The 24544-nt window shown below is 37.3% G+C and carries 24 protein-coding genes; 9 read left to right on the top strand and 15 right to left on the bottom strand.

The genetic code is table 11. From position 1 onward, the window contains the following. Nucleotides 1–19 precede the first annotated feature (19 nt). The 7 genes from ASG21_RS09515 to ASG21_RS09485 all read left to right on the top strand — a co-directional run bounded on the left by ASG21_RS09515 (nucleotide 20) and on the right by ASG21_RS09485 (nucleotide 5435). Nucleotides 20–688 (top strand): phosphoribosylanthranilate isomerase, encoded by a 669-nt coding sequence (locus ASG21_RS09515; protein WP_056078844.1) that lies wholly within the window; start codon nucleotides 20–22, stop codon nucleotides 686–688. After that, the gene (trpB, locus tag ASG21_RS09510) at nucleotides 675–1883 is read left to right on the top strand and encodes a tryptophan synthase subunit beta (RefSeq protein WP_056078840.1); all 1209 of its coding nucleotides are present in this window, start codon (nucleotides 675–677) and stop codon (nucleotides 1881–1883) included. Before ASG21_RS09515 ends, trpB begins: the two co-directional genes overlap by 14 nt. A 237-nt stretch (nucleotides 1884–2120) precedes the next feature. After that, on the top strand, nucleotides 2121–2897 hold the full coding sequence (gene trpA, locus ASG21_RS09505) for a tryptophan synthase subunit alpha (protein ID WP_056082283.1): 777 nt from the start codon (nucleotides 2121–2123) through the stop codon (nucleotides 2895–2897). Nucleotides 2898–2975: 78 nt separating this feature from the next. Further along, on the top strand, nucleotides 2976–3728 hold the full coding sequence (lipB, locus tag ASG21_RS09500) for a lipoyl(octanoyl) transferase LipB (RefSeq protein ID WP_056078838.1): 753 nt from the start codon (nucleotides 2976–2978) through the stop codon (nucleotides 3726–3728). Nucleotides 3729–3919: 191 nt separating this feature from the next. Next, on the top strand, nucleotides 3920–4552 hold the full coding sequence (locus tag ASG21_RS09495) for an NAD(P)H-dependent oxidoreductase (protein ID WP_056078835.1): 633 nt from the start codon (nucleotides 3920–3922) through the stop codon (nucleotides 4550–4552). A gap of 24 nt (nucleotides 4553–4576) precedes the next feature. Continuing rightward, nucleotides 4577–5011, top strand: a complete 435-nt coding sequence (locus tag ASG21_RS09490; RefSeq protein ID WP_056078832.1) for a MarR family transcriptional regulator — start codon at nucleotides 4577–4579, stop codon at nucleotides 5009–5011. Nucleotide 5012: 1 nt separating this feature from the next. Further along, a complete protein-coding gene (locus ASG21_RS09485; RefSeq protein WP_056078829.1) occupies nucleotides 5013–5435 on the top strand; it encodes an organic hydroperoxide resistance protein in 423 nt (140 codons plus the stop codon). Nucleotides 5436–5908: 473 nt separating this feature from the next. Here the strand turns inward: ASG21_RS09485 and bglX are convergent, their stop codons facing one another. The 8 genes from bglX to ASG21_RS09445 form a co-directional block, all read right to left on the bottom strand. Further along, on the bottom strand, nucleotides 5909–8236 hold the full coding sequence (gene bglX, locus ASG21_RS09480) for a beta-glucosidase BglX (RefSeq protein ID WP_056078827.1): 2328 nt from the start codon (nucleotides 8234–8236) through the stop codon (nucleotides 5909–5911). Nucleotides 8237–8393: 157 nt separating this feature from the next. Further along, nucleotides 8394–8960, bottom strand: coding sequence for a hypothetical protein (locus ASG21_RS09475; RefSeq protein WP_056078823.1), 567 nt, complete (start codon nucleotides 8958–8960; stop codon nucleotides 8394–8396). 31 nt (nucleotides 8961–8991) lie between these two features. Next, nucleotides 8992–9699: a prolyl oligopeptidase family serine peptidase gene (locus ASG21_RS09470; protein ID WP_056078820.1), complete on the bottom strand. Its 708-nt coding sequence runs from the start codon at nucleotides 9697–9699 to the stop codon at nucleotides 8992–8994. A gap of 571 nt (nucleotides 9700–10270) precedes the next feature. Continuing rightward, nucleotides 10271–11656, bottom strand: a complete 1386-nt coding sequence (locus tag ASG21_RS09465; protein WP_056078817.1) for a glucoamylase family protein — start codon at nucleotides 11654–11656, stop codon at nucleotides 10271–10273. Nucleotides 11657–11849: 193 nt separating this feature from the next. Beyond that, nucleotides 11850–13247, bottom strand: a complete 1398-nt coding sequence (locus ASG21_RS09460) for a glucoamylase family protein (protein WP_056078814.1) — start codon at nucleotides 13245–13247, stop codon at nucleotides 11850–11852. Nucleotides 13248–13291: 44 nt separating this feature from the next. Further along, nucleotides 13292–14272, bottom strand: coding sequence for a LamG-like jellyroll fold domain-containing protein (locus ASG21_RS09455; protein WP_056078811.1), 981 nt, complete (start codon nucleotides 14270–14272; stop codon nucleotides 13292–13294). 16 nt (nucleotides 14273–14288) lie between these two features. Then, complete coding sequence (locus ASG21_RS09450; protein WP_056078808.1) at nucleotides 14289–15752, bottom strand: RagB/SusD family nutrient uptake outer membrane protein; 1464 nt, start codon at nucleotides 15750–15752, stop codon at nucleotides 14289–14291. Between the two features lie 15 nt (nucleotides 15753–15767). Continuing rightward, nucleotides 15768–18560 (bottom strand): SusC/RagA family TonB-linked outer membrane protein, encoded by a 2793-nt coding sequence (locus tag ASG21_RS09445; protein ID WP_056078805.1) that lies wholly within the window; start codon nucleotides 18558–18560, stop codon nucleotides 15768–15770. Between the two features lie 404 nt (nucleotides 18561–18964). On the opposite strand from ASG21_RS09445, the gene ASG21_RS09440 reads away from it, so the two are divergent. After that, nucleotides 18965–19645: a DUF4197 family protein gene (locus ASG21_RS09440; protein WP_056078802.1), complete on the top strand. Its 681-nt coding sequence runs from the start codon at nucleotides 18965–18967 to the stop codon at nucleotides 19643–19645. Between the two features lie 24 nt (nucleotides 19646–19669). Continuing rightward, a complete protein-coding gene (locus tag ASG21_RS09435; RefSeq protein WP_056078799.1) occupies nucleotides 19670–19975 on the top strand; it encodes a DUF493 family protein in 306 nt (101 codons plus the stop codon). Nucleotides 19976–20028: 53 nt separating this feature from the next. Here ASG21_RS09435 and ASG21_RS09430 read toward each other — a convergent pair whose 3' ends face one another. From ASG21_RS09430 to ASG21_RS09400, 7 genes are all read right to left on the bottom strand, one after another. Further along, nucleotides 20029–20376: an ArsC/Spx/MgsR family protein gene (locus ASG21_RS09430; RefSeq protein ID WP_056078796.1), complete on the bottom strand. Its 348-nt coding sequence runs from the start codon at nucleotides 20374–20376 to the stop codon at nucleotides 20029–20031. 27 nt (nucleotides 20377–20403) lie between these two features. Next, nucleotides 20404–21018, bottom strand: a complete 615-nt coding sequence (locus ASG21_RS09425) for a deoxynucleoside kinase (RefSeq protein WP_056078792.1) — start codon at nucleotides 21016–21018, stop codon at nucleotides 20404–20406. Between the two features lie 23 nt (nucleotides 21019–21041). After that, entirely contained in the window at nucleotides 21042–21935 is an 894-nt protein-coding gene (locus tag ASG21_RS09420; protein WP_185113723.1) for a hypothetical protein, read from the bottom strand. A gap of 88 nt (nucleotides 21936–22023) precedes the next feature. Further along, complete coding sequence (locus ASG21_RS09415) at nucleotides 22024–23049, bottom strand: glutaminyl-peptide cyclotransferase (protein WP_056078789.1); 1026 nt, start codon at nucleotides 23047–23049, stop codon at nucleotides 22024–22026. Between the two features lie 34 nt (nucleotides 23050–23083). Beyond that, nucleotides 23084–23467 carry a VOC family protein gene (locus ASG21_RS09410; RefSeq protein ID WP_056078785.1) on the bottom strand — a complete coding sequence of 128 codons (384 nt, stop codon included), beginning with the start codon at nucleotides 23465–23467 and terminating at the stop codon, nucleotides 23084–23086. 82 nt (nucleotides 23468–23549) lie between these two features. Next, a complete protein-coding gene (locus ASG21_RS09405) occupies nucleotides 23550–23903 on the bottom strand; it encodes a hypothetical protein (protein ID WP_128414268.1) in 354 nt (117 codons plus the stop codon). Nucleotides 23904–24100: 197 nt separating this feature from the next. Beyond that, nucleotides 24101–24529 carry an SRPBCC domain-containing protein gene (locus tag ASG21_RS09400; protein ID WP_056078781.1) on the bottom strand — a complete coding sequence of 143 codons (429 nt, stop codon included), beginning with the start codon at nucleotides 24527–24529 and terminating at the stop codon, nucleotides 24101–24103. Nucleotides 24530–24544 lie beyond the last annotated feature (15 nt).

Raw genomic sequence — 24544 nt, 5'->3', positions numbered from 1 at the left:
ATCTAATAATTTACCAATAATGGAAAGCCAAAAGCAAGAAGCCAACCGCCAACCGCAAGTTAAAGTCTGCGGATTAACCCAACTCAGCCAAATCAAAGAATTGATGGCACTAAAAATTGATTTTTTGGGATTTATCTTTTATGAAAAATCACCAAGGTTTGTTTTGGATCATTTGAGTTTAGATGAGATTTCAAAAATAAATCATCAGGGAAAAGTTGGAGTTTTTGTGAATGAAACTGTTGAAAAAATTGTTGGAATTTCAGAAAAAGCAGATTTAAATTTCATCCAGCTTCACGGAGACGAAAATGAGGAATATATTGTAAGGCTGAGACAGATTCTAAAAGAAAATACAAAAATTATAAAAGTAATCCTGGTTGGAAATATAAAGTCTGAAGCAGTAATCGAAGTAGAAAAAATCGAAAACCTTAAATCTCAAATCTCAAATCTTCTGTTCGACACCGATTCAAAAGCTTTCGGAGGGACAGGGAAAACCTTCGACTGGAATATTCTGAACGAAATTAAAATCCCACTTCCCTATTTTCTAAGTGGCGGAATTTCCCTGGAAAATGTTGATGATATCAAAAATTTAAAACAAAAACCTTTTGCACTGGATATCAATTCAAAATTTGAAATTGAGGCGGGGGTGAAAGATTTAGAAAAAATAAAAAAATTATATGAAAAATTATAAAAACCCAGACCAAAACGGATATTACGGAGAATTCGGCGGTGCATTTGTCCCCGAAATGCTGTATCCAAACGTTGAAGAACTGCAGAAAAATTATCTTGAAATCATAGAGTCCGAAGAGTTTCAAAATGAGTATCAGGATTTGCTGAAAAATTATGTCGGACGTGCTACTCCACTCTATTTTGCAAAAAATTTGAGTGAAAAATATAAAACTAAAGTCTATCTTAAAAGAGAAGATCTCAATCATACGGGAGCGCACAAAATTAACAATGCTTTAGGGCAGGTTCTATTGGCAAAACGACTTGGAAAACGCAGAATAGTCGCAGAAACAGGTGCCGGACAGCACGGTGTGGCAACTGCTACTGCGTGTGCATTGCTGAACCTGGAGTGTATTGTTTATATGGGCGAAGTCGATATTGCCAGACAGGCTCCCAATGTCGGAAGAATGAAAATGCTGGGAGCAACCGTTATTCCTGCAACTTCCGGTTCAAAGACGCTGAAAGATGCTGTGAATGAAGCATTAAGAGACTGGATTAATAACTCCACCACAACACATTATGTGATTGGAAGTGTGGTCGGACCGCACCCTTTTCCGGATTTGGTGGCGAGATTTCAATCTGTGATTTCAGAAGAGATTAAGGAACAACTTTACGAACAGATCGGCAGAGAAAATCCTGACTATGTGATTGCCTGTGTTGGTGGAGGAAGCAATGCGGCAGGGACCTTCTACCACTTTGTGGAGGAAGAAAATGTGAAAATCATTGCCGCAGAGGCAGGTGGTTTCGGGATTGACTCAGGAAAATCTGCTGCTACTACTTTTTTGGGAACGCTGGGTGTTTTGCACGGAAGTAAAAGTCTGGTCATGCAGACCAATGACGGTCAGGTTATCGAGCCTCATTCCATCTCTGCCGGTTTGGATTATCCTGGAATCGGGCCATTTCATGCGCATTTATTTAAAGAAAAGAGGGCAGATTTTTTCAGTATTAATGATAATGAAGCTTTGGTTTCTGCATTTGAACTGACAAAACTGGAGGGAATTATCCCCGCTTTGGAAAGTGCTCACGCTTTAGCCGTTTTAAATAAAAAGAAATTCAATGAAAATGATGTTGTTGTTATATGTTTAAGTGGCCGCGGCGATAAAGATATGGAAACGTATTTAAGGGCGCTGGAAAATGGTAATGGGAATAAGAATAATTAGTCAGCTAAAAAAATACTAAAAGTCCCAAAGGGACGACTTACCTGAGGACAGGATGCAATCCTATCAAAAAGTTCATTAGAATATCCTTCTGAAAAACTTACTAAAGAATAGGTTATAGTCTTATTAAAAAATATCATCAGAAAAAAGATTCAACGCAACAACTTGATAGCTTATAGAGTAAATTCCCATCAAAAATGCAGAATGAAAAATATTTTTAAAAACCAAAAAAATAAAACAATGAACCAACATAACACCCAACACCCATCATCCAACACCCAACCCAAACTCCTCAACATCTACTTCACAGCAGGAATTCCGCAGCTGGAAGATACCGCAGAAATAGTCCGAGTAATTCAGGATTCGGGAGCAGATATGATGGAAATCGGGATGCCCTACTCTGATCCTGTTGCTGACGGACCGGTTATTCAGAAAGCGCATGAACTGGCATTAAAAAACGGAATGACGATTGAAAAATTACTTTCACAGTTAAAATCCATTAAAACTGAGATCAAAATTCCGGTCATTCTGATGGGATACATCAATCCGGTTTTGAGTTTTGGATTTGAAAATTTCTGTAGAGAATGTTCTGAAAGCGGAATTTCGGGATTGATTATTCCTGACCTCCCACCTATTGAATTTGAAAAAAATTATCAGAAAATTTTAGAAAAATATAATTTAAATTTCACCTTTCTGATTACACCGGAAACTTCAGATGAAAGAATTTTGTATCTGGATTCTTTAAGTTCGGGCTTTCTGTATGCGGTAAGCTCGTCTTCCACAACAGGAAAGGAAAATGCTGTTCTAAAAAATGAAGAATATTTATCAAGAATTGATGCTCTTCCCTTACAAAACCCTGTTATGATTGGTTTCGGAATTAAATCCAAAGAAGATTTTGAAAACGTTACCGAAAAAGCAGACGGCGGAATCATCGGAACGGCCTTTGTCAACATCCTATTACAAAATAGAGATTGGAGGAAGGACGCCATAGATTTTGTCCATTCCATCAAAGGGTAAAAATCACTAAATTTGTATCTTCAAAATGGAGCTGATCAAAAATTTTAGCTGAACCATTTGGAGAAAACAGAGATCCGCATGAATACACATCAAAATAAAGTCGTAGAATTTGAAGATTTAGGCATCAGAGAATATCAGCCTGCTTGGGATTATCAGGAAAAACTGATGAAAGATATTATTGATATTAAAATCAAAAACCGCGATTTAGCTCCTGAAAATCATATCGCAACGCCCAATCATTTTCTTTTGGTAGAGCATCCTCACGTTTACACGCTCGGCAAAAGCGGACACGAAGAAAATATGCTTGCAGGAATTGACAAATTAAAAGAAATCGACGCCACTTTTGTAAAAGTAAACCGTGGTGGAGACATTACCTATCACGGCTACGGACAAATCGTTGGTTATCCTGTTTTAGATCTTGAAAATTTCTTCACAGACATTCACAAATACATGAGAAATCTGGAGGAAGTGATTATCAGAACCATTGCCGATTACGGTCTGAAAGGCGAAAGATCTCCAGGCGAAACCGGAGTGTGGCTGGATGTTGGCAAACCTTATGCAAGAAAAATCTGTGCGATGGGAGTGAAAGCCTCGCGTTGGGTTACCCTTCACGGTTTTGCTTTAAACATCAATACGGATATGCGTTATTTTGAGTACATCGTTCCCTGCGGAATAAAGGACAAGCAGGTGACTTCTTTAAAGAGAGAACTTGAAAGAGAATTGACTCCTGTAGAGATGGAAGATATCAAGGCCAAAATCAGAATGCATTTTGCGGATGTTTTTGAGGCAGAATTGGTTGATCATAAAACAGAAAGTTCCCAAAGAGTTTAATTTTATTTAAAAGATAAAAATCCATTGTTCATTGCGATGGATTTTTTGTTTCAAATAATTTACATTATTGATTTCATCTAAATTAAATTTTTTAAAATTAAATTTTGTGCAATTTAATTGTTTTGTAAATTTGCATTGTTATTTGATTCAGATTATTTAAGAATCAAAATTTTAATTTAAAATAATAAACAATGTCGTTAATAGAAGATTTAAACTGGAGACATGCCGCAAAAGCGTATGACTCATCAAAAAAAGTATCACAGGAAGATTTAGATAAAATTTTAGAAGCTGCAAGATTGGCTCCCACTTCATCAGGTTTACAGCCTTTCAGATTAATTGTTGTAGAAAATCAGGATCTGAAAGAGAAAATGGTGAGCGGAGCGTTTAATCCGGAAGTGATGAGAGACTGTTCTCATGTTTTGGTTTTTGCTGCCTGGGACAGCTATTCCAATGAAAAAATTGACAAAGTATACGATCATCATACCGATGTGAGAGACTTGCCACAAGGACGTTTCAGCAGTTATACCGATATGATTAAAGATCTGTACAACGCCCAAACTCCCGAACAGCATTTTGCGCACACAGCAAGACAGACTTATATTGCATTAGGCTTGGCGATGGCTCAGGCGGCCGAATTGAAAATAGATTCTACACCAGCTGAAGGTTTCAATAATGAAGTAGTTGACGAAATCCTTGAACTTAAAAAATTAGGATTAAAAAGTGTTTCGCTTCTGTATTTGGGTTACCGTGATGCTGAAAACGACTGGCTGTCGCACATGAAAAAGGTGAGAATTCCGATGGAGGAATTTATCATTACAAAATAGTACTTTTAAAAAACACACTCAATTATGGAAAATCACAACCCACCCCAATTAGGAAGCCAACTGTGTTTCCCTCTTTATGTCATCGCAAAGGAAATCACCGGTTTGTACCGTCCGTTTCTCGATGAACTTGATATTACCTATCCACAATATCTTGTGATGATGGTACTTTGGGAAAAGGATGGATTGACCGTAAATCAGGTGGGTGAAAAACTGTATCTCGACAGCGGAACGTTAACGCCACTTCTGAAAAGACTGGAGGCCAAAGGTTTCGTCATCCGAAAAAGAAAAAAAGAAGATGAACGGGTGGTTGAAGTTTTTCTGGATCAGGCAGGTAAAGATTTACAACATAAAGCCTGTGAAATTCCGGCAAAAATGCAGGAAAAACTGAATCTTTCGACTGAAGATTTACTTGAACTTAAAGAAACCATTCAGAAAATTTTAAATAAAATTCAAAAATAAAATGAAAACATTATATACAACCAACGTTACCGCAAAAGGCGGAAGAAACGGACAGGTAAAAAGCGATAACGGAGTTTTGGATCTTGAAGTGAGAATGCCAAAAGGACTCGGAGGAGCCAACGACGATTACACCAACCCTGAGATGCTTTTCGCAGCAGGATATGCGGCCTGCTTTGACAGCGCACTTAATTTAATTATCAGCAAATCTAAAATTAAAACCGGAGAAACTTCGGTAGTCGCAAATGTGAGCATCGGACAGAATGAAGATGGAGGTTTTGGTTTGGCTGCAGAATTAGCTGTGAATATTCCGGGAGTTTCTCTCGAAGAAGCTCAGGAACTGACAGAAAAGGCGCATCAGATTTGTCCGTATTCAAATGCGACAAGAAATAATATTGAGGTGAAACTTTCGGTGACGAACAACTAAGATTTTTTCTTTTTAAATATGAATCTGCTTTCTTTGGAGGCAGATTTTTTTTTGTCAGAATTAGAATAGTTATCACTCCGTTCATTCGAGTGTTTTTCGCAGCGAAGCGGAGAAAAATGTATCGAGAACCAGTGAACGAACTACAAATTTTCTTTTAAATTCAACAACTTCCCGATACAATTTTCTTCAAAAATCTACCCGAAGTGACGCTTTTTTTTACTTTGAAATCACTCCGTCAGTTCGAGTGTTTTTCGCAGCGAAACGAGAAAAATGTATCGAGAACTAGTGAACTAACAAGAATTTTGTGAAAAAACAACTTCCCGATACAATTTTCTTCAAATTCTACCCGAAGTAATGCTGCCTTTGAAATTACAGATTATATCTTCAAATCAGTCATCAAAGCATCCGATTACCTATTGCTCATTGCCAATTACTCATAAAAAAAACCATTCTTTCGAATGGCTTTTTTTTACTTATTTTGTCCAGTTAATTTTTGAATGTTTCACGTCTTCGGAATTGGTTCCGATCATGATCTCAAAATCTCCAGCTTCCCAGTCGTATTTTAAATCTCCGTTGTAGAATTTAAGCTGTTCCGGAGTGATATCGAAGGTTACTTTTTTAGATTCTCCTTTTTTCAGCATCACTTTCTGGAATCCTTTCAGTTCTTTTACCGGTCTTGTAATGGTTCCTACCCAATCTCTGATGTATAACTGAACCACTTCTGCTCCGTCATAATTTCCTGAATTGGTAACCGTTACCGAAGCCTGAACCGTCTGATTTCCTTTTGGATTGGCATTGGAAACTGTCACATCAGAATAGGTAAATTTAGTATAGCTCAAACCATAACCAAACGGATACAATGGTGTATTACACTCATCCATATAATTGGAACGGAATCTTTGATATTCACACTTATCAACCAGTTTTTGATCTAAAGGCCGGCCTGTATTTTTAGCATTATAATAAATTGGAACCTGTCCTAAACTTCTTGGGAAAGTCATAGGAAGTTTACCTGAAGGATTTACTTTTCCGAAAAGAACATCAGAAATAGCAGATCCCGCCTCTGAACCCGGGAACCATACATTCAGAATTGCATCAGGAGTATCTTTTACGTTTGTCAGAGCTAACGGACGACCCGTGAAAAGTACCATGGCGATTGGCTTTCCTGTTTTTTTCAATTCATTTAATAAATCAACTTGTGATTGTGGAATAGTAATTTCAGTTCTTGAAGAAGATTCTCCACTCATTTCGGCAGATTCTCCAATAGCCAAAACAATGACATCAGCTTTGTTCGCAATATCAACAGCTTCTTTCAATAAAGCTTCTTTTGAACGGTTGTCTCTGTCGGTTTTCTTGCCGTGCGCTGCGTAGATTTCTTCGAGTTTAGCATCGTAATCGATGTTGGCACCTTTCGCAGAAAGGAATTTCACTTCTTTTCCGAAGTTTGCCTGAAGACCCTGCATCAGATTGACTGCATTGGCATGTTTAGAAGCGACACTCCATGTTCCCGGCATATTCATTGAGTTGTTGACCAACGGACCGATTACCGCGACCGTTCCTGATTTTTTCAATGGTAAAACCTGATTTTCATTTTTCATCAAAACCATCGACTGAGCTGCTGCGCTTCTGGCGATGTTACGGTTTTCCATATTGTAGACTTCTTTCGCAGCAAGTTTTACATCTCCGTGTTTGTAAGGATTATCAAATAAGCCTAAGTCGTATTTCGCTTCCAGAATTCTTTTAGCAGCCATATCGATTTCAGCCTGAGTCACTTTTCCTTCAGCCAGAGATTTTTTTAATGTGGTTAAAAAGCCTTCTCCAACCATATCCATATCAACACCAGCTTTCAAAGCCAAAGCCGATACCTGCTGTAAATCTCCCATTCCGTGATCTACCATTTCGTTGATTCCGGTATAATCTGTAACGACAAAACCTTTGAATTTCCACTGGTTTCTTAAAACTTCAGTCTGTAACCATCTGTTTCCGGTTGCCGGCACGCCGTCCACTTCATTGAAAGAAGCCATCACCGAAGCAACACCTGCATCAACAGCCGCTTTGTAAGGTGGAAAATATTCATTAAACATTCGCACGTGGCTCATGTCAACGGTGTTATAATCTCTACCCGCTTCGCCAGCTCCGTATAATGCAAAGTGTTTTACACAAGCTAAAATATTGGTTCCGTTCGCCAAATCTTTACCCTGATAACCATAAACCATATTTTTAGAAATCTCACTTCCTAAATATGGATCTTCACCGGAACCTTCGGAAACCCTTCCCCATCTCGGTTCGCGGGAAATGTCCACCATTGGCGAGAATGTCCAGTTGATTCCGTCTGCTGCGGCTTCTCTTGCTGCTACTCTTGCGGACTGCTGAACCAGATTCATATCCCATGAAGCTGCCAATCCTAATGGAATTGGAAAAGTCGTTTCATAACCGTGAATAACGTCCATCCCGAAAATCAACGGAATTTTCAGGCGGCTGTTTTCTACTGCTACTTTTTGTACGGCTTTAATTTTTTCCGCACCTTTTATATTAAAAAGTCCACCGACTAATCCCTGCTCAACTTTTTTTCCGATGTCTGAACTTTTAGCAAGACCTGTTGTAAAATCACCTGAACTCGGTAAATTCAGCTGTCCGATTTTTTCATCTAAGGTCATTTTAGCCAAAAGTGCATCAACAAAAGCTTTTTTCTTTGCCTGATACTGCGCAGTCTGATAAGACTGAACGGGCTTCGTGACCATTTCCTGTGCCGAGAACATTGGTGCCAATGCCAAAGTGGCGATTACAATTAACTTTTTCATGTATCTTCTTCTTTAATTATATTTCTTTTTTTTTAATTTTAATTTTTCGACGCAACGTTTGCTAAGATTTTTTTCTAAATCGTCTTGGCTACGTTTTCCCAAGGGAGTTTCACTCACCAAATGATAGCACAATAAAATGCTGGTAAGTTATTTTTCACTAAACATATACTTCTCGGGTATATTCCATTATGTTTTTTAAAATAATCTTGTTAACAAAATCTTTCTTAACAATTCCATTTTCATTGTTTCTTCTCCAAAAATCATAAACCTGTTCGATTTCTTCAGAAATTAAAAAATATTCATATTGCGCTTTTTTAAATTCCTGCAATTCGGAATAGTTGAAAATTCTTTTTTGCTTAAAGTTTCCATTAAGAATTTCTAAATATTCAAATATCCCATCTTTTGGTTCATCTCCAAATTCGCCTCTGAAATCATCTATCCTAATAAGCCCAGAATACCATTCAAACTTATTTTCCGGGAAAATTTCTTCTCGTAAAGATTTCATATTAAAATCTATGTCAGTTAACCATTCCAGTTTATTGATACACAACTCATCATTTTTCACTTCAAACTGTGCAATATATCCTTTCCAAAGCGCACTACACGAGATTTCGAATTCAGTACGTTTCTCTGGAAATTCAAGGAAATATCCTTCGATTAATTCAACATCTAAGTAAAATTCCTGATTTTCGTAAATAAGTGTATCTTTTATCTGTTGAGTCATTTTATGAATAGATTTTAATGAAGTCCTAACATTATTTATCTTTCTTCTTACTTAACATCCATTCGTACAAGGCAGGATTTGAATAAGTTGAATCCCAGGAGTTGTGATTATCATTCGGAAAAATCGTCAGTTCTGCTGATGGATTGACCGGATGGAGTTTTTGGTAGAAATTAAAAGCATTTTCGGGCAAAACAACATCATCCATTCCGCCGTGATAAATCTTCATGTTGAGATTTTTGTACTGATGAATATTTGCGTACATCACTCGGTCGGTCGGTGCACAAACGGAAACAACTGCTGCAAACATTTCAGGATGTTCCATCGCTAATTTTAGAGTTCCCCAACCACCCATTGAGAGTCCGGTAAGATAAATTCTGGAATCGTCGATTTTGTATTTTGCCTGAATTTCTTTGATTAAATGATAAACCGTCACCGTGTCCCACCAAGTATCTGCCGGACATTGAGGTGCCAAAATTGCGACTGGCTCTTTGATTAAATTTTTATAGGTAAACGGACTGTGCGCTTTTACTTTTTCGAGATCATTTCCCCGTTCGCCGGAACCATGCAGGAAAACCACCAACGGTATTTTTCCTTTTGCATTTTTAGGATAATCGAGGATATAGGATATTTTTTCTGCACGTTTTACATCTTTACTGAATGTGGTTTTCAATTCCTGAGCATTTAAGTTCAGTGAAAATGGTAGGAGTAAAAGTGGAAGATGTTTTAGTTTTAAACTCATATTTCTTTAGGTTTTGGCTAAAGCCGTTTGATTTTTTTTAATGGCTGTATCGGTGGTTATTTAAATTCAGAACCCTTTTAGGGTTCTGAATTTAACCGGTTCTTTTTCCATCGGTTTCACCGACGGCTACTCAAATTGAACCCTCCGGGTTTTATATTTCAAGACGATGACAACGAATGTTTTTTTTACGATCTGTCAAGGTTTTAAATTTCAAACTTTTTTCTGATTATAATTATTATTGAAACCCTTTTAGGCTCCTGAATTTGTCTGTTCTTTTTTTCCATCGGTTTCACCGACGGCTATTCAAATTAAACCCTCTGGTTTTTATATTTGAAATTTGTAAACCCTATAAGGGTTTGAAACTTTACCAGGCTGCCTGCTCTGAACTTTTGGCGGTTATTTATCACTAGCCCCGATAGCAGCGGCATCCTTTTTTGTTGCCGACGAAACGAAGAGGAGGCCGTGACAAAAAAGATACAGCACTTCGACAAGCTCAGTATAAACTACTATCGGGATTAAGCTCCTAAAAGGCAACTGGCTGATGGCTTTTAGTATTTAGCATAATTAACCTCTATTTTATTTTATATTTTTCTGATTTGAAATTCAGTTTCTTTAATCCCTGCTTAATTTCCGGGGCATTCATAAATAATTTCCACAAAAATCCGGTGCGGTGATTTTCAATCATCGGGGCAATTGTTCCCTGATCGATGGCTAAATACCTTGGTGTTGTCCAGTTGTCATAATGAATCGACGTCGCATCGTAAGGACCTGCAGTCCCGATAAATTCAGGCTTTTGAGTATACATAAATCTCAGAAAATTCATAGATTCTTTTGGCGTATACGGGAAACTGCTCAAAGCAGCAGTCGGCGTGATGACACCGTGGTCATTTTGTGGAAAATGCGCGTCATACCCCACTCCGCCATCTTTGTTTCGTGAATAACCTGCCGTAAGTCCCCAGTAGTTTTCACCGTAGCCTTTCCATTGCTTTGGATTTTCGACGCAGTATTTGTAGTCGATTAAAACCTGATTTTTATTTAAATCAAAATAGTTTTTGATCAATTTATCCGACAGATTTGTAGGATCTAAACCGATGTAGGAATAATGTGCCCAAAAAAGTGGCCCGCCATATTCTTCGGCTCCGTTGTGCTTGACAAACATCGGAAGTCCGTACTTTTCTTTGTCTGAAAGATAAGTTCCGTTTCTCGTCCATCCTTTTTCATACGTTTCTGCATCGATGGAATAGGTTGGTGATGACGCCGCAAGAATGTAGGTGATCAGACATTCATTGTATCCCTGCAACGGAAAATTCATTTCCCACTGATATTCCGGTGACCAGTGCCAGTACAAAACTTTTTCGCCGCCTTTGGTGTACCAGTTCCACTGAATTCCTTTCCAGAGTTCGTCGCATTTTTTAGCTAAGGCTTTTTCTTCGGCATTTCCGTTTTTAAAATATTCACGAACCTGAATGATTCCTGTGGTCAGAAAAGCAGTTTCTACCAAATCTCCACCATTATCTTTCTTTCCAAAGGGAACCGTTTTCCCGGTTTCTCCATTAATCCAGTGTGACCATGCACCTTTGTGACGGTCTGCTTTTGAAAGGAAATCCATAATCGTGGAAAGCCTTTTTACAGCTTCTTTTCTGGGAATGAAACCTCTTTCCACACCCACTAAAATTGTTGCCAATCCAAATCCTGAACCGCCGGTGGTGATGACGTGCTTGTCGTTATCAGGATAAATATTGTCTTCGTGATAACGCTCTCTTCCCAGTTTTGAATTGGGTTCTGCGTAATCCCAGAAGTACTTTAAAGCATCTCTCTGAACTTTATCCATCAACTGATTGTCTGAAATATTTTCCCCAACGGTTTTGTTTTGAGAAGTATTTTGAGCGGTTGATGATGTGGTTGTGCAGGATATGATGGTCAATGCCGCAATTCCTGTAAGTGCTAATTTTTTCATTTTAAATTTTATTTTTAAAAACTTTGCTAAAGATTTTAAACTTTAGCAAAGCTGTATTTACAGGTTCTATTCTTACTTCTAAATGAATAAAAACCTAAGTCCTTTATATTAAAACCGTTTTATTGTTTTAAAAAGCTGCCAACGTTTTTAAAGTTAATAAGTCTGAATTTATTTCAGCCTGATATATTCACTTTTAAAAACCATGTTGTGAAGAATGGAAACCTAACTTAAGAAGTCCCTGTCGTATATCGGGAGCATTCATGAACAGATTCCACAGAAACTGGTTTTTGTAATTTTCAATCATTGGCGCGATAGTTCCCTGATCGATTGCCAGATATCTTGGCGTTACCCAGTTATAATGCACGGAGTATGCATCGTATGGTCCTGCAACTCCCACGTATTTACTGTAATTTTCGTTATACAAAAATCTAAGCATATTCATACTTTCAGTTGGCGTGTAGGGCATATTTGAAAGTGCAGCTGTAGGTGTAATAACTCCCAAATCATTATTCGGCTGATGTGCAGAATATCCGGTAGAACCGTCTGCATTTCGGGAATAACTGGCAGTTAATCCCCAACTTTTGGAGTTGTAACCCTGCCAACCCTTAGGATTAGCAACGGAATACTGATACATGATCTTTGCATGATTGGTCGTGGCAGTGCCGTAATTTACATAATCATCCGTTAAACCTCTTGGGTCAAGTCCTAGGAATGAATAATGTGACCAAAACATTGGTCCAATGCTTCCCGGAGCTCCGTTGTGAGCAACTACGACAGAATTTCCGTAGACGCTTCCGCCGTTGGCAATGCTTCCGTTTCTAGCCCAACCTTGCGTGTAAACTGGTTTATCTATGGTAAAGGTAGGTGAAGCTGCTGCCATTACATAAGTAATTAAAGTTTCATCAAAACCTTTGAGTTGCATATTCATCTGAAAATTGTAATTCGGAGACCAGTGCCAGTACAACGTGTTTTCTCCTTTTGTATACCAATTCCACTCGATTCCTTTGAAAAGAGTGTCTGCTTTTTGTGAAAGAGCAAGTTCTGCAGCATCAGTAGAACTTTTAAAGTATTCTCTAACACAAATCAGTCCCTGTGCTAAAAATGCAGTTTCCACCAAGTCACCACCATCATCCTGTGGACTGAAGGGAATCACCTGTCCGTTTGTTCCGTTCATCCAGTGTGGCCAAGCACCGTGAAATCTGTTGGCATTCTGAAGAAAGTTGAGTGCTGTTGATAATCTTGAAACCGCATCTGCTTTCGTTACAAAACCGTTTTTAATACCAACCAAAATTGTCATTAATCCAAAACCAGATCCTCCCGCCGAAACGACGTTAGCATCCTGTCCCGGATTATCGGTATGGTATCTTTCTCTGGCCAGTTTTGAATTGCTTTCAGCGTAGTCCCAAAAATATTTGAGCGCATCTTTCTGCACCATCTCAAGGAGTTGGGTGTCTGTGTAGTTGTTTGGTGTTTCTGTTGAGCCACCATTTCCCCCTCCCAATGGTGTTCCGGCACTTGGAGCCGTATCTTCAGAAGAACAAGAACCCAAAATCAAACCTATAAATAATATTGCTGCTGTAATTTTTTTCATATTCAAAGTTATAAAAAAGAGCCCGATGAAGGGCTCTTTTGAGATTATCGGTTGTCTTTTTCTAATTTGTAAAGAGCTATTACATCAGCGTTTGATAAAGCTGTATTGTAAATTCTAAATTCATCCAGCTGACCTGCAAAACTTGTTGCCCAGTCCTGTTGTGAGCCATTGTTCAAAGGCGGAACAGTTTCAAACTGATGAGATCCAAAAACGACTTTACCATTAGTTCCTACCATCTGCAACTGTCCATATCCCTGAGCAGCACCACCTGAATTATTGATATCGCCAGGATCACTTGCATACCAAGGTGCAGAACCTTGCAAACCTGCTGCCGGAGCATAGGCAAAACCAACAAGATTCGTCGCTGGTTCGCCATTCACATAGCAACTAACTCTACTAGTAGTGGCATTATATGACATTGTAATGTGAACCCAGTTGTTTTTCTGACCATCGATGTTCATGATAACACCTTGACCCTTCCACGAAACTCCTGCTCTACCGTTTTCAACTCCTAACTTTAATCTTAATCTGTCTGGTTTTGAGTTATCAGGATTTTCTAGGAAAACATTTATTCCGCCCCAGAATTCTGTAGGTCGAACAATACTGAAGATTCCCTGTGCTCCTTTGCCTTGACCTGGAGTTGCAGGGTCTACAGTATTTGCACTTTTCATCCAAAAACTTAAAGTGAAATTGTTAAGATTCGTAATTGCACTTGCTGCATTCGCAACTGCATATCTCATTTCGGAACTTGAGCCATTGAATGCATTGCCCTTTACTCCGGCAACATACGCAACATTAGTTGGCATCCCTCCAGTGATATTATTTTTAGTATCAGTCAGATTATTTTCAAAACTAAGCTTAGCAACTAAGCTAGAGGCTGCAATTTCATCTGAATTGGAATAACCTCCGATTTCTGCATACGGAACTGGCGGATTATCTTTGTCTATACTGTCTTCACAACTTAAAAAAATTGCACTCAGCACCAACGCAGATCCAAAATATTTCAAATTTTTATATGATTTCATAATTTCTTTTTTTGTATTAATACCCTAAATTTTGTGATGCGAGTCCCTTTGCTTCCAATATAAATTTATTAGGTATTGGGAATACTTCGTGAGTTCCTACCTTAAATGTTTTTCCATTAGCACTCATTGCGGCTGCAGCCTGGCCCGTTCTTACTAAATCAAACCATCTATCATGCTCCATAGCTAATTCCAGTCTTCTTTCCCTGTAAATAGCGGTTCTTATATCTGCTTGTGAAGTTGCTATAGTGTTTGCTAAACCTGCACGGTTACGAACCTGATTTAAGAATGTCGCTGCGTTGCTGGTTTGACCTAACTCATTAAGTGCTTCAGCTTTCATAAGAAGTACTTCAGAATATCTCAGGTACCGGATGTTTGTATCTGAGTCATCATCGCCTGTAAATGCTGACGAGTACGCTTTGTAATTATAATAATTGTTTTCTACTGTTGTAGGTACTACTCTACCATCATAAAGTGTTGTAGGTTTTATTATTATTGTTGCATCTCTTCTCTCTGTATCCCCTTCCGCATTAAATGCATCTACAAGACTTTGCGACGGTGTATTGAAACCCCAGCCCCAGCCGCCTGCTCCTCTCGCTCCCTGTACTTGTGAGTACTGTTGGATTCCTGGCTGACTAGGTCCGCCTTTTCCTTGAATTTCAAAAATAGATTCAGGGTTGTTTTCACCTGATACTTTATAGATATCCTGGAAATTGGGAGTCAATGAATAACCGGTTACCTGATCACAATTATCGATTACCTGTTGCCATTTTTTCTGATAAAGTGCTACTTTAGCTAAAAGGGCATATGCTGCTCCTTTAGAAGCTCTTCCCACGTTATCACCTGTGTAAGCAGATTTTTGAGGCAATGTGGCTATAGCAGACTGCAAATCACTTTCTATAAATGCATAAATTTCAGCTTTCGATTTTCTGGTAAACACCATGTTGCGGTCCTCTTCAGTATTTTCAAAAACCCTGTTTACCAATGGCACATCTCCGTAGCTTCGTACCAAAATAAAGTAAGAGAATGCTCTTAAAAATTTGGCTTCACCTTCTAATCTGCTTCTTAAAGATGCATCTGCTTTATCTAAAAGCGGTAAATATTTTAACGCCTGATTTGATCTGTTGATTGCCTGATAATGCCCCTCCCAAACATCCTGAAAAGATGGCGACGTAGAAGAGAATGTCAATTGATCCAAAACATCTTTATCACTTCCTGAATCTCCAGGTGATGACCCCTTGTCTGCATCGTCTGAAGTTATGCTGCTGATACCGATCCATGCAAACGAGCTTATATTCCAATCAAGATACTTTGAATATATTGACGTAACGAAACTCTCTGCACCTGCATTATTGTTATATTCACTCAAAATATCTTCTAATGCAACCTGCTCAGTCGGTCTTGTATCTAAATAGTCATCACTGCAATTCTGATTTAAAAAACCTAGTGATAAAACCGATAAAAATATTATTTTCTTTTTCATAATTAATTCTTGGTATTAAAATTTAACATTTACCCCAAACACGAATGAACGAAGCGTAGGATACGCATCAAGTTCTACTCCGGTAAGTCTGTAAGGGTTACCATCTGCATTCAACTCAGGTGAAAACCCTGAGAATTTCTGGAATATAAATGGGTTAATTGCACTTACGTATAATCTTAAAGTAGAAATATATTCTACAGGTTTAACAAGATTATAACCCAAGGTAATATTATTAATTCTGAAGAAATCCCCAGACTCTAAATAGTACGTGGACGCAATAGGTACGGCATTAAACGGAGCAGGATTTGCCGCAGATGTATTTGAAGATGACCAGAAATCAGATGCAACATCATACTCCACGTTCTCTCCTGAGAATCTTTGTGCTTTCTTACCGTTGTAAACTTTGTGACCAAAAGCACCAAAACCGTTGACAGCCAAATCTACGTTCTTATAACGAAGGTCAATGTTAATACCTAAAGTAGATTTTGGAATATATGATCCGAAGAATTTTCTGTCCTCCGCATCTTGTGAGCCAGTTCTTCCATTTCCGTTGGTATCTACATAGGTCATATTTCCATTAGCGTCAATCCCATTTGTTTCCCATAAATAAAAACTTCCTAAAGGTTGACCCACAGCCTGCTCGCCAAAATACTTAGTCCATTGACCGTTACCCAAACTTCCTCCTAAAATTGGGTTAACACTAGAAAAAATTTCATCTAACCTATTTTTGTTACTTGAATAGTTTGCATTAAATGAGTATGAAAAATCTTCACCAGCAGTATCCTGCCATCCTAAACTCATCTCATATCCTTTGTTTGAAACTTTACCTAAATGAGAGAATCCTGAAATTGCAATACCTGAAGTTGAAGGTGGTAGAGATCCTAAGATAATATTTGTTGTAATTTTATTGTACAGATCAAATGATCCACTTAGTCTCCTGTTAAACAAAGCAAAATCAACACCTCCACTGGTTTCTTCTGTAATTTCCCATCCTAAATTTGGGTCCAGCAATTGATTGTTTGTGGTACCGTTGGCATTATTTGCTCCGCCGAAAGAATAATTATAATTTGCACCTGAAGCAAGAGTTGCGATATTTAATGGAACGTTCTGATTACCTAATCTACCCCATCCCCCTCGGAATTTCAGCAGATTTACGATAGAATTACCTTTTAAGAAACTTTCCTCAGATACTACCCATCCTGCTCCGAATGATGGGAAGTTACCCCATTTGTTTCCATCGGCAAACTGTGAAGATCCATCTCTTCTGATGGTTGCTGTAAGTAAGTATCTGTTTAACAGCTTATACTGTGCTCTACCGAAATAAGATAATGTTCTGTTTTCGTTAAAATCCACACTGTTTAAATTAACAAGAGTTTGATTTGTTACATAATCAATATCATTTAAATTCCAATAATTGCTGTTTTGAGATAAATTCTGACGAACCAATCTCAATCTGTTTGTACCTGATCTAAATGTTGTTTCTGTACCTGCAGTTGCCTCAATATTATGAATATCAGCAAATGTTTTGTTGTATGTAAGGTAATTGGTCAACTGCCAGTTAAAGTAATCTTCTTTTACATTAGTAAGCTGATTAGTAAATGCGGGCAATGCCTGACCGATAAGGCGCGTTCCATTATCAAAAGTATAATTCTTGAAATTGTAATATTCTCCGCTGAACTGCGATGTAAATTTGAGGCCCTCAAACAAGTTCATATCAAGCTTTAACCCTCCTTGCATCTGCATAGATTTCTGTCTTTCGTTATTAAGCTCGAGCTGTGCTAAAGGATTACCAACATTGTTAAATGATGAAACACCAGTAGGAGAAGCAAATCCATCCGCTCCTACAATAGAAACACCATACTGCCCATCGGCAAAGCGTACCGGAACAATTGGTGACTGTTTATACGCTGAAGTGAAAGCTCCAAGTGGTTTTGGAGTTATATTTGAGAATGCAACGCTTAAATTCTGTGATAGGGTAATACCCTTAGAAATCTTAAATTCGTTGTTTGTTCTTACTGTTGCTCTGTTGAAATCAGTACCACGTAAAATCGCTTTCTCATCATAATTATTAAGACTTAAGAAATATTTAGCCTTTTCTGACGAACCAGAAATACTAACATTATGTTGATTGTATACACCCGTTCTTGTAATTGCGTCAAACCAATCTGTATTCACAGGTTGATCTTGTGAAAAACGTGTTGTACTTAAAGCTAAGTTATTATACAGGCTAAATAGATTACTGCCAGCCATTTTCACTTTTCTCAGAGGACTTCTGACTCCTACAAAACCATCATATTCTAATGTTATACCTTTTCCGCGACCTGATTTTGTTGTGATAATAATAACTCCGTTTGCACCACGGTTACCATATATAGCCAGAGCAGATGCATCTTTCAAAACATCATATGTAAGAATGTCGTTTGTATTGATATTATTAATATTATCTGCAAATAATCCATCAACAACATAAAGCGGAGACCGACCTCCTTCAACGGTACCCAAACCACGGATTAGAATGGTTGGAGTAGAGCCTGGTAAGTCTGATGCAGTCACCTGAACTCCGGCTACCTTTCCCTGAATGGCTTGTGATGCATTTAATACCTTGGTTTTAGAAACCTCTTCTGCTTTCAAAGAACTAACTGCAGTTGTATTGTCTACAGCCTTTCTGCTACCATACCCAATCATCACCACTTCCTCAATTTTATTCTCTTTTGGAATAGTGTCTTGGGGAGTAGTCTGCCCATAAGCATTCATACCGAAGTAGAGAACCGCAATGAGGGTGGGATACTTTAAATTTTTGTGTTTCATATAGTTTCAATTTTCTTGTTTGTTTTCTTCTGTTTCTTATCTCAAAATAAGACATTAATCCAAAAATAAAAAAAAAATCGATTTCTGTTAATTTTACCTAAAGAATTTACGATTTTAACATATCACCCTATAATTAAGCAAGATAATAGCAATATCTGTTAACATATACTTAATATAAATCCTAAAAATTATCATTTTTATACTTTCAAAAACTCCTAATTTTTCCTTTTGAAGCATTTACTTCCCCAAAATGATGAGAGAAGTTGTCTAAAAAGCCAAAATGTTAAAAATATCAGACATATTTTAACATTATTTACGTCCTATAAAACCCGATAACTCACCAAAATTTTCATCTCTGATTTTTTGGTGCTATATTTGAAACCTGATCTCTATTAAACTTTATTATGAAAAAATATATCATAGCTGCAGCTTTGATTTTGGGAACCGGTATTGTAATTACCACTTCTGTTCAATCCTGCACTACGCTTGCAACATCTGATGTTGGACTGGCGGTTATAAAACGTGTTTTGCTTGGCGGAATAAATAAAGGCGCAAATATTTACGGGAATAAAGATGCTTTTATGCAGAGTAATCTCATAGATAAAGCGCTACCAAAGGAGCTGAGAGATATCAATGCTACTTTGGAGAAGATTGCTCCGTCCTTAGTTCAGAAAGAAAAACAATACATTGCTGAAGCAGCGGCTTACACAGTCAATATTTCAAAACCAATTTTGGAAAGTGCTGTGAACAGCCTGAATGCACAGGATGTTACCAGAATTCTTCAGGGTGAAAAAGGAACTGCCACTTTAATTTTGAAAGAGAAAACCCAGACTCAGCTGATACAGGCTATTGCGCCGAGGGTTGAGCAGGAATTAAACAAATACGGAATCGTGAAGACCATTAACACCGCGCTGTCAGGAAGTAATCTTTTAGGAAGTCTGCTGGGAGGTAATAAGACGTCAGTTAATTCAGGCGGACTGAGCACTTTGGCTTCTGAACAGTTGGTAAACGGGATGTTCAACATTATACAGGATTACGAAATCGAAAATTCCAAAAGCCTTTTGGGACCATTGGGAAAACAGTAAATTAAATTTAAGACAAATTAAAAAATGGATATAATAGAGGGAAACCAACACGCCAGCCCTGAAGATTTTTATGAATCTCTGAAACAGAAATTAGAAGATAATCACGATTTTCCGGAAGATTATTTATTTAAATTTATCATCCCTACCGATCAGGCGAAACTTACCGAAATCTATAAGGTTTTCGACGGAATTAAATTTACTTTAGGAAACCGCGAAAGCAAAAACGGAAAATATACAGCCTGCAACATCAATGCTTTTGTTCTGGACGCGGATCAGGTAGTGAGAATTTATAAGGAAGTAAGTAAAATTGAAGAGGTAATTCTTCTGTAAATCAGAAACCAATCTTAAAAATAAAAGTCAGCGCAGTGCTGACTTTTTCTATTTTATTCAATAAAGAATTTCACGTTTTCAATCGGTCTGCCAAGCATTGCCACTGAACCTTTAATTAAAATTGGCCTTTGAATCAGTGAAGGATTTTTAACTAAAACATCAATCCACTCATCTTCAGAAAGCTGTTTTCCTGCGTAGTTTTCAAGATACAGACGATCTGTTTTTCTGATCAGATCGTGAACGCTCTGGCTTAGCTTTTTCAATAGTGTTTTAATTTCCAATGCCGAAAGCGGATCTTCCATTAAATCTATAATTTCGAAGGCAACGCCGTTTTCGTCAAGATATTCTAAAACTGCTTTTGATTTTGAGCAGTTTCCGTTGTGAAGCACTTTAAGTACCATGATTATTTGAGATTTGATATTTGATATTTAAAACAAGCCATTCAGCTCCGCTTCAATCTTTTCAAGAATAAAGCCAAAATCTTCAGGCTTTTCAACAAAATCCAGATCATCCACTTCTATTACAAGGAGCTTTCCTTCGGTATATTCAGAGATCCATTTTTCGTACTTCTGATTCAGTTTAGAAAGATACTCAATGCTGATCGAGGCTTCGTATTCCCTTCCTCTTTTATAAATTTTCTTTACCAGATTTGGAACATCAGATTTTAAATAAATCAGAAGATCTGGAGCCGAGACGAAAGATTTCATCAGATTAAATACCGATACATAATTATTGTAGTCTCTGTCTGACAAAAGTTTCATGTCATTTAAGTTTTCCGCAAAAATGTGGGCATCTTCATAGATCGTTCTGTCCTGAATAATATTTTTACCGCTTTCACGGATCTCTTTTACCTGCCTGAAACGGCTTCCGAGAAAATAAATCTGCAGTGCGAAACTCCACTTGCTCATATCTGCGTAGAAATCTTCGAGATAAGGGTTGTGATCTACATCCTCAAACTGTGCATCCCACCCGTAATGTTTTGCAAGCATGGTCGTTAAGGTGGTTTTTCCTGCTCCGATATTTCCTGTAACCGCAATATGCATATTTCTCTGTGTCTTATTAAGATTTAATACCCAAGATTTTCAATTTCCTCCAAAACCTTCAGAACGTCGCCTTTCTCAGATTTTTCGTTTTCAAGTTTTTCGATGGTCTCTTCAAGTTCTTCCTTCTTAGCTTTAGCTTCCATCAGACGAATAGTTTCGGGTGTGTAAAGATAGAGTTTGTTGCCTTTTAGTTCAAAAAAAGCGAGGCTGTTTTTATCCACAATCTGCGTGTCGGGATCTTCAAATATTTTGGTGATTTTCTGATCAGGGCTGAATCGCAGGATGCTGCTTTTGGTAATTATTAAAACCATTTCGTTTTCTCTTCTGAAACGTTTTCCATTCGCAATTTCGGCTTCAAAAAGTTTTTCAAATTTCAAGTTGTAAATCCTGAACAGTTTTTTACTTAAAACATACACCTTATTTTCGAAAACCAAAAGATCAATAATATCTTCAAAACCCCCGTCGTATGGATAAGAATTAATAGTGGTATCGTTCCGGAAGTTGTATTGCAGAAGCCTTCTCGTGCTCTCATCCAAGAGCCAGATCTGCTGCAGATCTTCGGCATAAGCATGTTTAATGTAGCTGAACTTCTGTTTGAAATCTATCTTCTGAATATCGTTGAGATTCTGATCTACAAATTTCATTTCCTGAGCATTTTCCGAAAAAAGCGGAATGCTTAAAGGATTCTGAACACTCTGAATTTTATAAGGAACAGGAAGCATCATCTGCCCGATCTGTTTCCCAAGAGAATCGTATTTGGTCAGGCTGAAATCTTTGCTTTTGTAGATGTAAAGATTTCCGTAATCATCGGCAAAAAAATCTTTTACTTCCTTCAGTTTCAGTGTGTCTAAAGGAAGACTTTTCTGCGCAGAAACCGTACAGAATAAAAATAAACAGATGATACTAAATAACCTCAATACTATTTTACTAAGAAAGCGTCCCGAAAGGAACGCTGACAATTTACATACTTTATTTTATTAAGAGAGAAATTACTTTCAACTTTAACTATTTTATAGCAACTTCATAAATTTTAGACCACTTTTTACCTGTTACGACCATGTTGTCACCTTTGAAGGCAATTCCATTGAGTACATTTTCGCTGTCTGCGTCGGTAAACGGTTTTGCAATTTTTGTGAAATCAAATTTACCTACAACTTCACCGGTTTTTGGATCAATTTTTAAAATGATCGGCTGATGCCAAACGTTGGCGTAAACGAAACCTTTGTAATATTCAAGCTCATTCAGCTGATCATAGACCGAACTGTTTCCTGCAACTGAAATGTATCTTACAATTTTTGAAGGGTCATTTGGGTTCAGAAAATAAAGATTTTTTGTGCCGTCTGAGGCAATCAGATTTTTACCGTCATACGTCAGTCCCCATCCTTTCACCATCATGTCCGGATAAGGAAATTCTGAAAGCAGTTTTAAGGTATTTTTATCATAAACAAAACCTTTTTTATTTTCCCAGGTAAGCTGGTAGATTTTATCTCCTGCAATGGTGCTGCCCTCAGAAAAAACATCTGCCGGCTGTTTTACTTCTTTGGTGGGAATAGTATCTCCGATTTTATAGGTAATCAGTCTTGAAGTTCCGTACTGACCGTCGCTTTCGTAAATTGTGTTTCCGTCAATCTGAAAACCCTGTACAAAATTGGCAGGATTGTGAGGATATTCAGCTACAATCTCATAGTTCAGCGCCTGCTCTGGAGTTTTGCTGTACACATTGATGGTTGCATCCTGATTTAGCATTTTGCCACCTTTTGTTTTTATATTAAAAGTAACCGCATTATCTCCAAGCGTGAAATATTTTGAATCAATAACCAAATCTTTGGTCTCTTTATCTCCAAAACTGATGGTAATGGTTTCTGCCATATCTAAAACATCCTGTGGCAGATTGAGTTTATCTCCGAAATGATATCCTTTCGCCTCCATAGAATTGTTGTAGTCCGCAAGATTATTCATCACTTTCTCGTCATTTTTACATGAAACGACCATTAAAAGAGCTGCAAAACCTGCTATGATTTTATTTTTCATATTCTAATTAAAAATTTCTCAAAAATAACAAAAATTACGGCTCTTTGCTAATTTCCGAAACATTCTCTCCGAATTGTAAAATATAACCGTTGTTATCGTAGATCGCAAACTCACGCATTCCCCATTCAAACGTTTCGATTTCATAGCAGACATCAGCTTTTTCTTTAAGATCTGACCATAAAATTTCCACATCATTTATATTAAAATAAAATGATCCCGAAAAGCCGATATTGTTAGATTTAGAATGGTCATTCTTCTTTGAAATCATCAGAACCACGTCATCTTTCTGCAAAGAAGCCCACTGCCAGTTTTCGTTTTTTTCATTTAAACTGAAACCTAAAATTTGGGTATAAAAAGATATGGTTTCTTCGAAATGGTCAGTCCAAAGTACTGGACGGAGTGCATTAAATTTTGTCATTAAAAAAATATTTATTTGAATATCAAAAATGCTTAAAAGATTAACTTATATCTTGCTTATAAAATCATTATTTCGAAGAATCTTACTCAATAATAAATTTGCCGCCGTAATCATCAAAGCTTACTAAATAACCATCTAAGAACATTTTGTATAATATTGTCTGTTTTGTATTATAAGATAAAGTCTGTGGGTAAAAATAGTATTTTTTACTGTTTTTATCCTGATCAAAATATTTTTTTACAATTGATTCTACCGGAAGACCTGTAATTTTTTTATCTGATAAAAACGCTCCATAATTATGATTCGAAACCGCTCCTTCACTGATTTTAAAATTATTTTTTAACAATGCTGTCAGAAAGCTGTGAAAGTCTTTAAATTCAGTCTGATAATGGTCGCTGTAAATTTCATGTAAAGAATTAACATTACTTACAATCACTGAATCGTTATTTGTCTTAACATATAAATTGTACCCAACATACGGTGAAGGTAAAGAATCGTCAGTGACTGATAATTTTGCAATAAACTGATCAGAAACTTTTGAATCTGAGGATCTGGAGCAATTTAAGATCAATATGAAGACAGATAAACAGATTAAGTTTTTACAATACATAAATTATATAACTGACATTAAATTTATTTCTCCAAAAAAGGTTTCAGACTTTGATTTAAAATTCCGCGCCATCCTTCTGCAAAGCTTTTGCGTGAAAAATTTTCACCCAGTTCACTGAATTTTTCTGTATCGCTGTGAGTTACTTTTACGGAGGTTTCCCCTGTTTCCATTTCCTCAATTTCCCATAAAACCGTTGTTTTTGCTGTGGAAAAATCAGGATACGTCCATGTATACGAAAGTTTTTTGTCTGGAATTACTTCCAGAACTTCACCTACGTGATGGTATTTTTTATGATCTCCCGGCTCATAAAAATCGAAAACAGTTCCTGTCACGGGCTGAAAATCCTGAATATCGAAATACCAGTTTTTCATTTCTGTTTTATCTGTCAAAGCCTTCCAGACTTGAGTTGCAGATGCTTTAATTACGGTTTGAATTTCGATGGGATTGTCCATTTTTTTACTTTTAAA

The organism is Chryseobacterium sp. Leaf394 (genome assembly GCF_001424105.1).
Lineage (GTDB): Bacteria > Bacteroidota > Bacteroidia > Flavobacteriales > Weeksellaceae > Chryseobacterium.
Note: the sequence above shows the minus strand (reverse complement) of the source record. Positions and strands in the feature narration are given on the sequence as shown.